The sequence below is a fragment of the Halostagnicola sp. A-GB9-2 genome (assembly GCF_030068615.1).
In the GTDB taxonomy this organism is placed as follows: Archaea; Halobacteriota; Halobacteria; order Halobacteriales; family Natrialbaceae; genus Halostagnicola.
The window spans coordinates 592,446-607,763 of sequence record NZ_JASJOC010000002.1 but is presented as its reverse complement, the minus strand read 5'-3'; the positions used below and the strand labels follow the sequence as shown (position 1 = coordinate 607,763).

15 protein-coding genes are annotated in these 15,318 nt (G+C 61.3%); 6 read left to right on the top strand and 9 right to left on the bottom strand.

Translation table 11 applies throughout. From position 1 onward, the window contains the following. Window positions 1–50: 50 nt before the first annotated feature. Together QNM96_RS08400 and QNM96_RS08395 are read left to right on the top strand one after the other, a co-directional pair. Complete coding sequence (locus QNM96_RS08400) at window positions 51–1,073, top strand: amidohydrolase family protein (RefSeq protein WP_283835662.1); 1,023 nt, start codon at window positions 51–53, stop codon at window positions 1,071–1,073. A gap of 68 nt (window positions 1,074–1,141) precedes the next feature. Then, the gene (locus QNM96_RS08395) at window positions 1,142–1,798 is read left to right on the top strand and encodes a hypothetical protein (protein WP_283835639.1); all 657 of its coding nucleotides are present in this window, start codon (window positions 1,142–1,144) and stop codon (window positions 1,796–1,798) included. Window positions 1,799–1,833: 35 nt separating this feature from the next. Here the strand turns inward: QNM96_RS08395 and QNM96_RS08390 are convergent, their stop codons facing one another. From QNM96_RS08390 to QNM96_RS08380, 3 genes are all read right to left on the bottom strand, one after another. Then, a complete protein-coding gene (locus QNM96_RS08390) occupies window positions 1,834–2,754 on the bottom strand; it encodes a formyltransferase family protein (RefSeq protein WP_283835638.1) in 921 nt (306 codons plus the stop codon). Window positions 2,755–2,935: 181 nt separating this feature from the next. After that, window positions 2,936–3,715 (bottom strand): 4-phosphopantoate--beta-alanine ligase, encoded by a 780-nt coding sequence (locus tag QNM96_RS08385; protein WP_283835636.1) that lies wholly within the window; start codon window positions 3,713–3,715, stop codon window positions 2,936–2,938. Window positions 3,716–3,772: 57 nt separating this feature from the next. Next, entirely contained in the window at window positions 3,773–4,600 is an 828-nt protein-coding gene (locus tag QNM96_RS08380; protein ID WP_283835635.1) for a pantoate kinase, read from the bottom strand. A 217-nt stretch (window positions 4,601–4,817) separates the two neighbouring features. On the opposite strand from QNM96_RS08380, the gene QNM96_RS08375 reads away from it, so the two are divergent. From QNM96_RS08375 to QNM96_RS08365, 3 genes are all read left to right on the top strand, one after another. Then, complete coding sequence (locus QNM96_RS08375) at window positions 4,818–6,536, top strand: cation:proton antiporter (protein WP_283835633.1); 1,719 nt, start codon at window positions 4,818–4,820, stop codon at window positions 6,534–6,536. Beyond that, on the top strand, window positions 6,529–8,181 hold the full coding sequence (locus QNM96_RS08370) for a cation:proton antiporter (RefSeq protein WP_283835631.1): 1,653 nt from the start codon (window positions 6,529–6,531) through the stop codon (window positions 8,179–8,181). Before QNM96_RS08375 ends, QNM96_RS08370 begins: the two co-directional genes overlap by 8 nt. 130 nt (window positions 8,182–8,311) lie before the next feature. Beyond that, window positions 8,312–9,199 (top strand): alpha/beta hydrolase, encoded by an 888-nt coding sequence (locus tag QNM96_RS08365; protein WP_283835630.1) that lies wholly within the window; start codon window positions 8,312–8,314, stop codon window positions 9,197–9,199. Between the two features lie 587 nt (window positions 9,200–9,786). Here QNM96_RS08365 and aspS read toward each other — a convergent pair. Together aspS and QNM96_RS08355 are read right to left on the bottom strand one after the other, a co-directional pair. Further along, window positions 9,787–11,091, bottom strand: coding sequence for an aspartate--tRNA(Asn) ligase (gene aspS / locus QNM96_RS08360; RefSeq protein ID WP_283835629.1), 1,305 nt, complete (start codon window positions 11,089–11,091; stop codon window positions 9,787–9,789). Between the two features lie 71 nt (window positions 11,092–11,162). Further along, a complete protein-coding gene (locus QNM96_RS08355) occupies window positions 11,163–11,483 on the bottom strand; it encodes an antitoxin VapB family protein (RefSeq protein ID WP_283835628.1) in 321 nt (106 codons plus the stop codon). 102 nt (window positions 11,484–11,585) lie between these two features. Here QNM96_RS08355 and QNM96_RS08350 point away from each other — a divergent pair, with 102 nt between their 5' ends. Beyond that, window positions 11,586–12,473, top strand: coding sequence for a Sir2 family NAD-dependent protein deacetylase (locus QNM96_RS08350; RefSeq protein ID WP_283835627.1), 888 nt, complete (start codon window positions 11,586–11,588; stop codon window positions 12,471–12,473). Between the two features lie 27 nt (window positions 12,474–12,500). Here QNM96_RS08350 and QNM96_RS08345 read toward each other — a convergent pair whose 3' ends face one another. From QNM96_RS08345 to QNM96_RS08330, 4 genes are all read right to left on the bottom strand, one after another. Beyond that, window positions 12,501–13,151, bottom strand: a complete 651-nt coding sequence (locus QNM96_RS08345) for a helix-turn-helix domain-containing protein (protein WP_283835626.1) — start codon at window positions 13,149–13,151, stop codon at window positions 12,501–12,503. A 124-nt stretch (window positions 13,152–13,275) separates the two neighbouring features. Next, entirely contained in the window at window positions 13,276–13,977 is a 702-nt protein-coding gene (locus QNM96_RS08340; protein WP_283835625.1) for a phosphoglycerol geranylgeranyltransferase, read from the bottom strand. A 122-nt stretch (window positions 13,978–14,099) separates the two neighbouring features. Continuing rightward, the gene (locus QNM96_RS08335) at window positions 14,100–14,417 is read right to left on the bottom strand and encodes an AzlD domain-containing protein (RefSeq protein WP_283835661.1); all 318 of its coding nucleotides are present in this window, start codon (window positions 14,415–14,417) and stop codon (window positions 14,100–14,102) included. Beyond that, on the bottom strand, window positions 14,410–15,183 hold the full coding sequence (locus QNM96_RS08330) for an AzlC family ABC transporter permease (protein ID WP_283835624.1): 774 nt from the start codon (window positions 15,181–15,183) through the stop codon (window positions 14,410–14,412). Before QNM96_RS08330 ends, QNM96_RS08335 begins: the two co-directional genes overlap by 8 nt. Between the last annotated feature and the right edge of the window lie 135 nt (window positions 15,184–15,318).

Sequence of the window (15,318 nt, the reverse complement as noted above, 5' to 3'; positions counted from 1 at the left end):
CTCTCGACCGTCAGCGAACGGTTCAAGAGGGAGTCACCGAAAGAGGGAGTATGGAACGCACGGGCACGATCCTCCGAGGGAGGGAGTTCGAACCCGTCGAGGGTCGGATCGTCGTCGATAGCGATGGACGGATTGATCGGATCGAACAGGAACGCGTCGACAGCGACGACATCATCATACCTGCCTTCGTGAACGCCCACACGCACATCGGCGACTCGATCGCGAAGGAGGCGGGTGGCGGACTGTCGCTCGAGGAGCTCGTCGCGCCTCCGGACGGGCTGAAACACCAACTGCTCCGCGAGGCCTCGCGGAACGAACTCGTCTCGGCGATGAGCCAGTCGGTGCAGTACATGGAGCGAGCGGGAACCGCCGCGTTTCTCGACTTTCGCGAAGGAGGGGTCGAGGGCGTAGAGATGTTCCGCGAAGCCACAGCCGGAACGGATATCGACGCGTTCGCGTTCGCTCGCGGCTCGGTCGAAGCGATGGAAGCCGGAGACGGATTCGGGGCCAGTGGCGCGAACGATGATGTTTTCGATCGCGAACGAACCGCGACGCGAAACGCGGACAAACCGTTCGGGATTCACGCCGGCGAGGTCGACGAAAGCGACATCAATCCGGCACTCGATCTGGACCCGGACTTTCTCGTCCACGTTGTCCATCCGCGCCCGCTTCACCTCGAGCGGATCGAAGACAGCGAGGTCCCGATCGTCATCTGTCCGCGTTCGAACCTGGTGACCGGAGTCGGACTCCCACCCGTTTCAGAACTGCTAGAACGGACTACCGTGGCACTCGGTACCGACAACGTAATGCTCAACTCGCCGTCGATGTTTCGCGAGATGGCGTTTCTCTCGAAACTTACCGACGTTCCCGCAGGAGAGATTCTCCGCATGGCGACTGTCAACGGTGCCGAGATCGCCGACCTCGAGTACGGCGTTCTCGAGCCCGGGAAGAAGGGGAAATTCCTCGTCCTCGACGGCGACTCGAGAAACCTCGGTGACGTGCAGGATATCGTCCGTGCCGTGGTTCGGCGCGCGAGCGTCGACGATATCCGCGAGGTCGTCTTTTCGAACTAATCGGTACGCGGGTCCGAATCTGCCGGCCCAACGCTCATCCCCCGCGGCGTCGAAGAACGAGCAACTAGATGGGGTACCGAGAAGACGTCGTCAACGCGTTTCGCAGAAGCTTCCTCCCACAGATTCACTACCTCCTGCAAGGAACCTTCGGGGGGTACGCGGTCAGTCACACGTCCGCCGAGGAGTACGTCCTTACGACGGAGTGTTCGGAGGCCGACCTCGAGGAGATCCTGGCGGAACTGGGCTTTTCACGCAACCCGATCGCCGCGCTGAAGGTCCGCACGGACGGCAATACGGCCGAGGGATCGTGGGTGTGGCGGTCGTCACCGCTGGCTTCGTATCAGCTTCACATCGTCCTTCACGATCTCGAGAACGAGACGGGAGTCGACGTCTACGCCCACTGGGAGTGCTCGTGGATTCGCCATCCCTACAACCACTACGTCGCTCGCGGCTACGACGCCGAGAAAGGCGTCGAACTTGCTCGCCAGTGGCTCGACCAGTACGACGGGGACGTCGTCGGGAACGGACCGGACCTCGAGTACGAGGTCGACACCTCGCTCGAGCGCCGCCTCAGCGAGTCCCTCTCGCTCTCGTACTATCAGGTCGAGGAATTTGCGGCCGGGATCCGATCACGTCTCCCCTTCGTCGACAGCGGCTCGTCGAAGGTTGACGATCGCGACGGCGAACGAGACGATGTTTCGCCCCGAATCACGGACGACATGTAGGCGGCGAAACGAACGCCGCGAAACGGGAACCGATCTCACTCCGAAGATCCGCTGGGCTGTTCGATTGTGGTTTCCGACGGTGATTTCGTTCCGAATCGTCGCCTGATTCGACCGACGACGTTTTTGAACAGAACTCGGCCGGAGAACGCCAGTCCGTGGCGCTGTTTGCGATAGTAAAACTCGCCCAGTTCGTCGTCGGTGAGTCGGGTCGGTTCGAAATCGGGATCGCGGACGTTGGTAATCCCCTCGATCAGGAGCCCGCGTTGTCGACTGAGGACTCGATCGAAAACGTCCCAAAGCGTGTCGCAATCGGCGATGTCGATATCGGCGTACGCGACGATCTCCCCGCCGTCGATCGAGTCGTCCAGTCGTTGCAGCGTCGAGCCGGTCACGGTCCGTCCGTCGTGAAAGACCGCCGGTGGTCCCATCCCCCGAAACCGTCTGATATCGGCGGGATGAAAGCTTAGGACGCCGTACCGCGGTGCCGTCAGAATACTGCCGCGAACGAGTCCGAATCCAAACCGGACGACGACGTCACAACAGTCACGAATTCGAGCGACGATGTCCTCTGGAAACTCGGTCCACCCGTCGTTGGTCTCCGGCGAGCACTGAACGAATTCAGTGTCGTCGAAACACTCGAGACCCTCGACTGTATGCCGTCGGAAGGTTTCTTTTTCAGTTCCGATTACCTTTGCGACATTACGTTCCGCAAGCACCAATGACCACGCTTTTTCCGTTTTAAGCACCTCGAGAAACTGTCTTAGGTCTCCGACGCGGAGTCGGTTTTTTTCGTTCCACGACTCCGCATCGTTTTCGCCCTTCGTTCCCGTCTCCCCTACAACTAACGGGATCGTCACGCCATTTTCGGTTCGAAGTCGCTCGAGGGCGTCGACTTGCCACTCGTAGAGATACGGCCCAACCAGTACCCCAACCGATAATTGGTCGTCGAACGACATGCTTCCGGTTCTCGGCTACCGACGCTTAGTTACCGCGTGCTTTTGCTCGAATGCGCGGTGAAAACTGATCGTAACCGTTGGTTCGTCCGCTGTATGGCCCGCTTGTCTGGAGACATCTGTACGTAATTTGACACGCCAGTTGCCGATAGACGGCGAGGGGATCGGTACTCCCACGCTACACTCAAAGCGACCCGGACCGAATCCGTTCTTCCGCCGCCTCAAGCGCCGCGTCACGATCGAACTCTTCGAGTATCGCTCGAAGTTTAGAGTCCGATGCGCCTTCGAGTTCTCGAGCGTGTTCGGTCACGTTCGGAACGGCTCGAATGATGTTGTCGACGATGGGAATCTCCGCGACCTGTGGTGAACGTGAGAGTGGATTGAGATCGATCACGATCTCAGTTTTCCCCATCGCCTCGAGCGCTTCGGCGCGGTCACCGTCCTCGAGCGGAACGACGACGACGTCGGCTTCGAAAATTCCATCCGAATCGACCTTCGCGCGTTTGTGGTCCAGATTCGGGATCCGAGCGTCCGCGTCGATCCCTTTGATTTCTGTGCCACCGTGATCGCGAAGATGCTCCGCGATGGCGTCGATCCGTTCGGGCGTTCGATTGAACAGATTGACCTCGAGGTCAGCGTCGACGGCAGCCGCGAGGTCGACCATTTCTCCCGGAACCAGCGCCGCGACGTTTCCGTTGATCGAGAGCACCGGATGATCCGCAAGCAGTAGCCGTGCGGCCGCCGCGCGCTCGGCGGCTTCGGCGCTCGGAATCGTCTCCTCACCGAGCAGGTAATCAAAGGCACTACCACGGCCTTCCGCGTGCATTCCCTGCAGGTGGGTAATTCCCTTCTCAACGCCCGCTTCGATTCGATGGCGCGTGAGTAGATCCTGATATCTCGGATGATCCTCGGGAATCTCCTCCTCGTCCTCGACCTCGGCGGGGACGGTCTCGTGATCGGTCACGAATATTCGCTGGCGACCGGCGATAAAAAACCGACCGATTCCCGCGAATGAGCCGTCTTATTTGAGCGTTGCTCCCGCAGGGTGCGTGTGACACGCGTCGGGTTCGTATCCGGCGTCTGAGAGGCCGGTACCGAGTGCGAACACCGTCTCACCGAGCATCGCCATCGAGGCTCGGCCGCCTCGTTCGGCGACGGCCTCGATGGTCTCGAGTACCGCCGGCGTGAGCAACTCCGCTTCGCGAGCGAATCCGATCGAGGCGTCCATGAACGTCTCGAGTGTCGGTTCGTCGATCACGTGCTCGAGCGCTTTCTCCCCTGCCACAGAGAGCGTCTCCGTCTCACCAGAGAGGACGTCCGCGGTCGATAGCTGTCCGAACGAAACGTATTCGACGCGTGCTCGAGCCGGAATCCCGTCGAGCTCGTTCGATCCCGGTGCCCCCGGCTCGAGGCGAATCGGAATACCACCCTGTGCCTGTGCGACGACGTCGCCCAGACCGGTTCCAGCCCGTACTTCAGTCGTGTGAGCGAGCGTCACCAGCTCGTTTCGAGACCGCTTCCGGTCGAAAACCTGGTTGGCGGCCAGTGCGGTTCCGAGCGCCATCGCACCGGAAACCCCGAAGCCCGACCCGAGCGGGATATCGGATCGCGCCTCCACTCGAGCCGACGCGTCGAGGTGTTCGAGCACGGTCGTCACCGGGTCAATGGTAATCGGTTCGCCGTCGAGGATGATCTGCGATTTCGAAGCCGAGGTAACCGTTACCTCGACGCCGTCCGTCAGCGTGAGTCCGGCCCCTCGAGAGCCGGCCCTGGTCGGGTCTTTGTCCGGGTGTGCGCTAAAAAATCCCGTGATGTGACCCGGGACGAACGCCGTCGCTTCCTCGCGCATATGCCCGTGATTTCGGCCCGGCAGGTATAACGTTAAAGATTCTCTCCCTCGTGCCGAGAGCGGTGGTTGCATCTTCAGGCTCTCGGCTTTTCCATCAGCTACCCGAACGGTCGGTACATTGAATTTTGGAAGCGAACGCCGCGGGGTTAGGAGCCGTTTCGCGGGGGCGGATGTGACCGCCGTCCGCGAACCCGAACTCGAGTGAACTCTGCAGAGCATGTCGGCAGAATCAATCGCACTCGCGACCGATTTCGCGATACTGTTGCTCGCAGCCGCAGTTTTGAGTACCGTCGCACGATTGGCAAAACAGCCGACGATCGTCGCGTACATTCTGACCGGGCTCCTCGTCGGTCCGGTCGTCTTCGGCGTCGTAACCGAAGACGCGTTGATCGAAGTCATCGCCGAACTCGGCCTCGGATTGCTACTGTTCTTGCTCGGGATTGAGATGTCGTTCGAGAACGTCAAGGATATCCTCAAACCCGTCGGTGCGATCGCGGTGGGACAGGCGATCCTGCAGGCGTGTCTCTCGACGGCGGTCGCGCTCGGCCTCGGCTTTACGCTGTTCGAATCGCTCGTCATTGCGCTGGCGACCACCTTTGGCGCGACGCCGATCATCGTCAAGGTCCTCTCGAGCAAAAACGAGCTGAAATCCCTCTACGGCCGCGTCGACGTCGGCGTTCTCATCTTTCAGGATATCTACCTCATCGTCGCGCTCGCGATTCTCAGCGTCGAGGCCGCAGGTGATCCGCAGGCGATCGCCCTGAACGTCGGCCGCGTCTCCGGACTTATGATCCTCGTGGGCGTCGTCACGTACCTTTCATACAAGTACGTCCTTCCCGCGATTCTTCGAGCCAGCGCCGACGACGATCGGACGCTCTTTACCGTCGCAGTCGGCTGGGCGTTTCTGTTCATCTACGTCGCCGAAGTCGGCGGACTCACCGTCGAAGTCGGCGGCTTCTTTGCGGGGCTCGCGCTCGCACAACTTCCCTACAGCCTCGAGATTAAAGAACGAATGCGGCCGATAACGGACTTTTTCATCGTCATCTTCTTCGCCAGTATCGGGCTCCAGATGGAGACCGCGCAGCTGCTCGCCTACTGGCAAGAGGCGCTGATCGCCTGCGCCGTCTTGCTGGCCGGCAACTTCGTCATCGTCTACGGCCTCTTCGTGAGCCAGGGGTTCGACAGCGAAACCTCGTTTCTCGGGACCATTTCGATGCTGCAGGTCAGTGAGTTCTCATTGGTCCTCGGCGCGCTCGCCGTCGATCAGGGGTTCATCGAGGCCGACATTCTCGGATTCTTCAGTCTGATGGCGCTGGTAACCATGACGCTCTCGACCTACGTCATCATCTACAACCGGGATATCTACGATCGCGTCGAACCCTATCTCGAGCGATTCGAGCGCGAGGAAACGATCGACTCGAGCGTCGGCGCCCACGAAAACCACGCCGTCGTTGTCGGCGTCGACGGGCTCACTGACAGGTTACTTCCCGCCTTGAGAGACCACTGCGACGAAGTAGTTCTGGTCGATCGCTCCGTCGAGTACGTCGAGGAGTTCGCGGATACCGGTAAAGCCGATCAAAACGACGACATCGAGTTCGTCTTCGGCGACGCCCGCCACGCCGACGTGAGACAGGAACTTAACCTCGAAAACGCGGCCGCCCTCATCTCCGTCGCCGAACGCCCGGCTGTCAATAAACGATTGCTCGAGGAAACGAGAGGGGGAGCGATCGAGGATCCGCTAACGATCGTCACGGCCAACGATCCGGAAACGGTCGAGAGACTCTACGAACAGGGGGCAGACTACGTCGTTGCGACCCAGAGTCTCGTCTCAGACGCCCTCATCTCGTTGCTCGAGGACTACTTCGAGAACGATGACGCGTTCGCAGATCGCCTCGAGACGCGCGCAGCGTCGATCAGGGGTGAGGACGATGATTGAATTCATCTCGATATTGACGGTCGTCTTCGTCGTCGCCGCTATCGTGGTCTTGCTCGCGGCTCGACTGCCGGTCTCCGCGATTCCGCTGTACCTCCTCACGGGCGTCCTCGTCGGCGCGTTCATCGACGAATCGCAGATTCTGGAACTCGCCCAGTGGGGAATCGCCTTCCTCGTCTTCCTGTTCGGCGTCCGAATCGATGCTGAGACGCTCGAGACGACGGGGCGAGTTGGGACGCTCACCGCGCTCGCACAGGCGGTCCTCGTCGGCGGAATCACGTTCATCCTCGCGGTTGTACTCGACCTTTCGGCGTTGAACGCCGGTTACCTCGCCGTTGCCGCGGCGTTGAGTTCGTCGCTCGTCGGCGTGAGCTATCTCGAGCGCGCCGTCGAGTTCCGGACGACCTCCGACCGGCTCGGCGAGTCGATCCACTTCGTCGAAGACGTTCTGGGCGTCGTCGTTCTCCTCGCGCTCGCCGCGTTCGTTTATCTCCCAGAATCGGACGAGGCGGTGGTGATCGGGACGGGAATCGAAACCCTTCTCGTCGGAACGGTCGCGCTCTTTGCGACCGCACTCGCGATACGGCGATGGGTATTCTCGCGGTTGATCGCCCAGTTCGAGGGAGATTCCGAGGTGCTCATGCTCGTCGGAATTACGTTCGTCGTACTCGGAATCGGCGTTTCAGAAGCCATCGGCGTCTCTATCGCCGTAGGCGCGTTCGCCGCGGGACTCGCGGTGGCGGACGAGTACCCCTACTCGCTGGAACTCGTCGACACGGTCGACGATCTCACGGACTTTTTCGTTCCGATATTCTTCGTGACGGTCGGCGCGCTCGTTTCGCTTCCGGACGCCACGACGGTTACGTACACAGTGCTCTTACTCGTCGTCGTCCTCGTCGTGAATCCGTTGCTCACCGCAGGAATTCTCCGCTGGCACGGGTTTTCCGAGCGGACCGCCGTTCTCACCGGACTCCGCCTCGACCAGTTGAGCGAGTTCAGCCTCGTCATCGCGATTCAGGCCGCCATCCTCGGCACGATCGCCCCTTCAGTGTTCGAGGCGATCGTTCTCGCGGCGCTCGTGACGATGCTCGTCTCGTCGTACACGACACACCACGACGAAGCGATCTATCGGCGACTCGCTGCAATCGTTCCCGGCGATCCGACAGTCGGCGGTGCCCGCGTCGAAACCTCGGCGGTCCTCGAGGATCACGTCGTGATTATCGGCTTCGAAACCGTCGGTCGGGTGCTGTTCGAGCACTGCCTCGAGCGCGGCCACGACTGTCTCGTGGTCGTCGATAATCCGGTCCACGCCGAAGCCGTCGCGGATGCCGGTGGCGAGTACGTCGTCGGCGATGTCGTCGATCCGAACACGCGGGAGCACGCGTCACTCGAGTCGGCCGCACTGATCGCCTCGACGCTTCCCCAGCGCGACCTCAACGAATCCGTCGCTGCCGTCGAGACGGACGCGCCCGTCGCTGTCGTCGCTATTCCCAGCGAACACGCCGAGGCGTTCTACGACGCCGGCGCGGACTACGTTGCGGTTCCCGACCTCGAAGCCGCGGACCGCCTCGAAGGATACGTCGAACGAGCGCTCGAGGGGAAGATCGAGCACCTACGAGATGCGGTTGAGAGCGAACGAATCGAGTAGCACTCGAACGATGAGCGAGCCGATTCGCTGGATTGATACAATATGTGGCATGACAGCAGACGCCATATAAATGTATTCAGTATGGAGACGAAAAACACATTCAATAAACATGAGGGATAGTAACTGTCTCATGGTAGACAACGAATCCGACGGACGAAATCGATCGACCGATGACCGACAGACGACCCGGCGAACGATGCTCAAAGCCGGCGGAACGGCGCTCGTCGGGGGTGCAGGGATCGCGGCCGCATCCGGCTCGGCAGCCGCAGTCTCCAGTTGGGATATCGAAGTAATCGATATCGGCGGCGGTATCTGGGGCGGTGGGTCGCCCGATCCGCTTCCCATCGAAGACGAACTGTTCGTCTTCGTACACGGCTGGTTCGGGGACTCGACCGTCGCAAGTCAGGCGTCGGATGTCGCAACGTCGATGGAAGATGCTGGCTACGAGGCCGACGAATACGCCGCCATTGAGTGGGACGCGACGACGATCAACTTCCCCGCCGCAGAGAGTGAAACCGAGGAAGTGGGCGAAGAACTCGCCGAACTGCTCGAGGACTTCTACGACGACGGCGGCGGCGATGTCCGGCTTATCGGTCACTCGTTGGGCGGCCGGGTCGTCCTCGAAACGGTCAACCACATCGACGATGGGTACTCGGTCGAAACCGTCGCACCGCTGGGCGCGGCGGCAGACGGTGACATGGTCTGTAACGGCGGCGGTGGCCTGTTCGGCGACAACTGGTACGACGGGATCGAAGAGAACGCAGACGAGGTCCGGAACTATCATTCCGAGGACGATTCGACCGTCGGCGCAGCCTACGGCGGCTTCTTCGGCGCGGCACTGGGTACCGACGGTTCCGGCTGTCCCAACGATGTTGCGGACAACTACACGGACGTTGACGTGACAGATAGCGTCGGCAGTCACCTCGGATTCCTGGGCGACGAGGCGGTCGGTGCCGACCTTGCCGATGCAGCTGGCGTCGATGTCGACGACGGCGATAACGGCTGGGGATGGTGGTAATCCGGCGATTCGATCGAACCAGTTCCCGACGCGTTGCCGATCACCATCGGCACCTCGAGACGGTATCGACCCGCCGTCACTGATTGTTCACTGTCGACGATTCCGAAGCTCTTCGAAGAGTTTCGGGGCGGCGACAGGCTCCTGTTTTACCCGCCAGAACGTGCGCTCAAGCGTTGTAAGACTGCGACCGAATCTTCGACAGTTGCGCTGTCGCCCCTCGCTGTCGTTTCGCTCCCGCTCGCGTTTTCGAGGACGCTCCTATCGGTCGCGTCCTCGCCTACGGCGAGAGTCGCTGCCGGTCCGGCGACACTCACTTCGTTCGCCTCGCTGGCTCCCAACGTCTTCGCTACGGGCTCAGACGTTGGCGATCTCTCGGGAACACGGTCGGAGCAGGGCTCCTCCCTGCTCCCGATCGACGAACAGCGACCTCGCCTACGGCGAGAGTCGCTGCCGGTCCGGCGACACTCACTTCGTTCGCCTCGCTGGCTCCCAACGTCTTCGCTACGGGCTCAGACGTTGGCGATCTCTCGGGAACACGGTCGGAGCAGGGCTCCTCCCTGCTCCCGATCGACGAACAGCGACCTCGCCTACGGCGAGAGTCGCTGCCGGTCTCTCGGGAAGAGAACAGCCTCTCGAATGTTCTCGAGGCCCAGAATCGTCATGACCAGCCGCTCGCCGCCGAGGCCGAAGCCGGCGTGGGGCGGCATGCCGTACTTGAACATCTTCGTGTAGTACTCGAACTGGTCGGGGTCGAGTCCCTGCTGTTCGAAGCCTTCGATGAGGTTTTCGTGTCGGTGTTCGCGCTGACCGCCGGAGACGAGTTCCATCCGCGGATGCATCAGGTCGAAACCGGTCGAGAGCTGCGGATCGTCGTCGTGGTCTTTGATGTAGAACGGCTTGATCTCGCTCGGCCAGTCAGTGATGAAGTAGTGACCGCCGACGTCGTCGCCGAGGGCCTCCTCGGCCGCCGTCGAGAGGTCGTCGCCCCAGACGAGTTGCTCGTCCAGTTCGCCCGTCGCGTTGATCCGTTCGATCGCGTCCTCGTAGCTGATGCGCGGGAACGCGTCGTCAGAGAGACCGAATTCGTCTTCGAGACCGAGCGCCTCGAGTTCGTCCTGACAATTTTCTGCAATCGCTTCGTAGGCCGCCTTGACGACGCCCTCGACGACGTCCATCGCGTCGTTCTGGTCGCAGAACGCGCCCTCGAAGTCGATCGAGGTCGCTTCGTTCAGGTGCCGCGGCGTGTTGTGCTCTTCGGCGCGGAAGATCGGACCGATCTCGAAGACGCGCTCGACGTTGGAGCCAGCGATGAGCTGTTTGAACAGCTGCGGCGACTGGTTCATAAAGGCCTCTTCGCCGAAGTACGTGATCGGGAAGAGCTCGGTGCCGCCTTCCGTTCCCGTCGCGACGATTTTCGGCGTAGTGATCTCCGTCGCGTCGAACTCGCGGAACTGCTCGCGCGTCGCACGGAGGATCTCCGCGCGAATCTCGAAGACTGCCTGCACCTCGTCTTTGCGCAGGTCGAGGGTCCTGTTGTCGAGTCGGGTCGACATTTCGGCGTCGACCTTCCCCGACGGATCGAGCGGAAGCTCCGGATCCGCGGCCGAAACGACCTCGAGCGACTCGGGCGTCACTTCGACGCCCGTCGGCGCGCGCGGCTCTTCTTCGACAGCACCGGAGACCTCGACGACGCTCTCTCGAGCGACGCCCAGGCCCGTCTCGACGAGGTCCTCGTCCATTTCATCTTTCTCGAACTTGATCTGGATCTTTCCGGTCGCATCCCGAAGGATCAAGAAGGCAATTCCGCCGAGATCTCGGATCTCGTGGACCCAGCCGGCGACAGTAACGTCGTCACCTGGCTCGGCGTCGGCAGTGTAGGTTCTGTCCTGCATACCCACCGATTCTCGGAGCCGAAACTTAAGCGCCATCGTTCGCGATCGAGGGAGAAATACCGATACGAGAATCAATACGGCGTCACTGAAGCGCTGGTTCGTTGAAATTCCCCGACGTTCCGGGTGACAACCGGCTTGTTTGCTTCGATCGCCGTCCCCGCAATCATGACGTCGACTGCGCCGATTGTCGCTCTGCGTTCACGAAGGCGTCGCCGTTCTTCGATCGCCCGATGACTTTCCTCGTCGACGAATCCGATCAGTTCTCGGAGCGGATTGCCGTCGTCTGTCGTGAGAAACCGATCGATCGCGTCACTAAAACTTTCGTCGTCCCGCTTTTCTCGAGTAAGACGACGATAGGTTTCGTGTTTGAGACAGACGGTTTTGCTCTCCATCTGTGTATCTATCATTTCTATTCTGTGTATGTGTATTTTCTGCCGCCAACCGCTTGCTGGTATCGGCCGACCAACTTTCACAGTTCGGTACGACTATCGAACATGAACGACCTCGAGCGACTCGCTGACGAAATCGAACGGGATGCGACGGTCGTCGCCTTGACCGGTGCAGGAATCTCTGCACCCTCTGGTGTCCCGACGTTCCGGGGCGACGGCGGCGTCTGGGAGCACTTCGACGAAGGTCAGTTCACCTACGGGCGGTTTCGACGCGATCCGGCCGGATTCTGGGAAGATCGTCTCGAGTTACAGGTTGCGATGTTCGGCGACGGCTACGAACCAAACGTGGCACACGAGGCGCTGGCGGAACTCGGCGAGGAAGGGTATCTCGACGCGATCCTCACCCAGAACACGGACGGGTTACACGAGCGTGCCCTCCGCGCGGTCGGATCCCCGACGGACGCGACCGACGAGGCTCCGGCGGACGCGACGGACGAGGAAAGCGGAGATCCCGAGGAGGGCAACGGCGACTGCGACGAAACGGTCGGTGGAAACGACGATCCTGGTGAGCACGGTGGGGAGACGACGCTGATCGAACTCCATGGCAACGCTCAGCGTGCGGCCTGTACGATGTGCGGTCGTCGTATCGACGCCGAAGTCGCCTTCGAGCGGGTCGACGACGGCGAACTGCCCCCGACCTGCGACTGCGGCGGGACCTACAAGCCCGACGTCGTCCTCTTCGGCGAGCAACTTCCTGGGCCAGCGATCCAGCGCGCTCGGTCGCTGGCCCGCGACAGCGACGTATTCCTCGCTATCGGCTCCTCACTGGTCGTCGAACCGGCGGCGTCGTTACCACAGACTGCGGCCTCGACCGGCGGAACGCTCGGTATCGTCAACCTCGAGTCGACGCCGTGTGACGACGCTGCGACGGTCGTCTGTCGAGCGGACGTGACGACAGCGCTTCCAGCGCTTCGGGACGCCGTGCTCGAGTGATCGGCGAAATTCCGGTATCTCACCGCGCTAAACGAGGTACTCCTCGATCAGCCGTGCCTGTCCCCGACGAATTCGCTCGCTCACGGCTTGATCCGAGATATCAAGTGCGCCGGCGATATCGCTCAACGTCGCTTCGCGAGGAACCGAAAAGAACCCGTACTCGTTCGCGAGCGTCAGCGCCTCTCGCTGTGAGCGAGTCAGGATCGTCTCGGTATCGCGTCTCCGTTCACCGTCGAATATTCGTTGCAGGTCGAACTCGACGCCGTGGCGCTCGAGAAACTCGTGATACTCGGTGAACGAGTCTCGGTCCGGAAACCGCATCTCGAACTCCCAGCGGCCATCCATCGTCTGACCGGTGAGTAACTCCGCACCGAGTGACACCCAGCGCCGATAGCTTTCGATGACCTTCGTTTGCTCCGCACGACTACGTTTGAGCCGGTACAAGTCCCGTCCACCGGTTCGTTCGAGCTGGGAGAATTGTGCGATCGTTCGATCCTGCTCGAGCATTCGGTCGACGTCCGTCTCGTCCGAGAATCGGATCCAACAGAACAGGATCGGCTGATCCGGTTCGAGCGCGTACTGACGCTCGAGTTCGACATCGAGCGACGGGACCGACTCGAGCGTCGGCCCCAGGGTAAGGTCTGGGGACGAAACTTCGAATTCGGCGAGGAGACTCATACTGCACATCTCCGGCCGACACGCAAAACAGTTTAGGCCACTGATACTTTTTCCAGCCGATTCGGTGTAAGTACAACACCCCGTACCGACCGGATACCCGTGGTGTTACTCCCTCGCACCTGAGCTACGCGTCGTTAGCGGCTTCGACGGTTTCACGAACCGCCTCGACGCTCGCCTCGTGGGCGAGGTTGCCGACCACAACGACATCGGCGTGTGACGCCATACGGTGTGCAGAATCGTAGCCGTCGATTCCGCCGCCGTAGAAGAGCGTCGACTCATCAACCGCCTCAGCCGCCGCTTCGACGATCGACGGCTCGCCGAAGGTTCCCGAGTACTCGAGATAGACGATTTCCTGTCCGAACATTCGCTCGGCGACCTCCGCGTAGGAGGCGACGTCTTCCGCCGAAAGATCACAGTCTGCTTCCGTGTAGGTCGCGACGTCCGCATCGGGGTTCAAGACGATGTAGGCCTCCGTCGCCGTTTTTTCCCAGTCGAGATCGGTGTCCAGGCGAACCCACTCCTTGTGGGCACCGGTGATCCAGAACGGAGAACCGGCGTTGAAAACGGTCGGGATGAGGTAGCCGTCCAGCGCGTCGTCCTCGACGACGACATCGGGGCTCGAGGGCTCTTGATAGAGCGCGACGTCGTGTTCGGCACAGGCTTCGATAACGGCGCTCATGTTCTCTTCAGTAATTCCCATCGTACCGCCGACTTCGATGGCGTCGGTCCCGGTTGCACAGAGATCGCCGTAGGTGACACCCTCGGGAAGATCCTTGTCGGGATCGATCTTGAGGATGTGGTTCCAGTCCGCCCAGGGCGCAGTCATACCGCTCCGTTTCCCGACAACGAGCAAAAGCCCTGCGAATCGGCGCTTTCTCGAAGAACGGTCGAATCGAGTAATTTGCGACCGTCGGGCGTCGACACCGATCGTGACAACGGCGACAAGCGTCACCCGATCGACCGGAACGCGACGACGGCGATAACCCCGGCAACGAGGGCCAGCAGGATATTCTCCGTTCGCCACATGACCAGCACGACGACGGCGGCGGCCCCCCACTCCGCGGGACCCCCTTTCGCGAGTTCGGGCCCGAGGAGTGCGACCACGATCGCGCCGGGGAGCACCGATAATCCCGCTTCGACCCGGTCGCTCACGTCGAATCGACTCAGGAGCCACAACCCGCCGACCTTCGTGACGATCGTGGCGGCCGCCATCGCGAGGATAACTGCGACGACGATCGGCTCGAGGGAGAGGAATTCCTCACCCATCATGGCGAATCACCTCCACGAGAGCCGCTGCGATCCCGCCGATGAGGATGTACCATTGTCCGGGAAAGACGTTCGCGGCGGCGATCGCGGTTCCGAGTGCGACGAGCCACGGGAGGAGCGTCGACGAACCGTCCCAGAGTTCGACCGCGAGGGCGACGAAGACAGCCGCGAGGATGAAATCGAAGCCGTACTGTTCGGGCTCGCCGATCGCGCCGCCGACGGTCGCGCCCAGAATCGTCGAGGCGACCCAGAACAACCACAGAACGATGCCGCTCCCGAGGAGAAATGCGCCGAGGCTCCCCCCGGATTTGAACTCGCGCATCGTCAGCGCCCAGTTTTCGTCGACCATAAAAAACAGGCTACCGTAGACCTGCTTCGAAGTGAGGTGGCGAAACCACGGCTCCAACGCCGCTCCCATTAACGAGTACCGAAGGTTGATCGCGAACGTCGCGAAGACGACCGTCGCGATCGGAATCGGATCCGCCCAGAGTTCGACTGCGACGATCTGGGATGCACCGGCTAACACGACCGCGCTCATCAACGCGGCCTCGGCGACGCTTAACCCCGACTGTCGGGCGAGCACGCCGAACGCAACGCCGTAGCCCGCGACGCCGATCGCGATCGGAGCGCACGTAAGAAATCCGATGCGGATTCCCTCCCTGCTGAACGTCACGGAGTCGGTGTCGACCTCGGATGCTGACCGCTCGCTGACGGTCTCGCTCGGTTCTGGAGGGGATGACTCGTCTGTATCCGGATCAGTAGACATCGACTGGGCCTCCTCGAGTCGAACACGCTCGGCGGATAAATCGCTCTCGAAATAGCGTGCAGTCTGCCGGTTGTCCCCATGTGACTAGTCCACATGAGATCGAAAGAGCGCCGGCCGCTTTTTCCACCCGTCCAG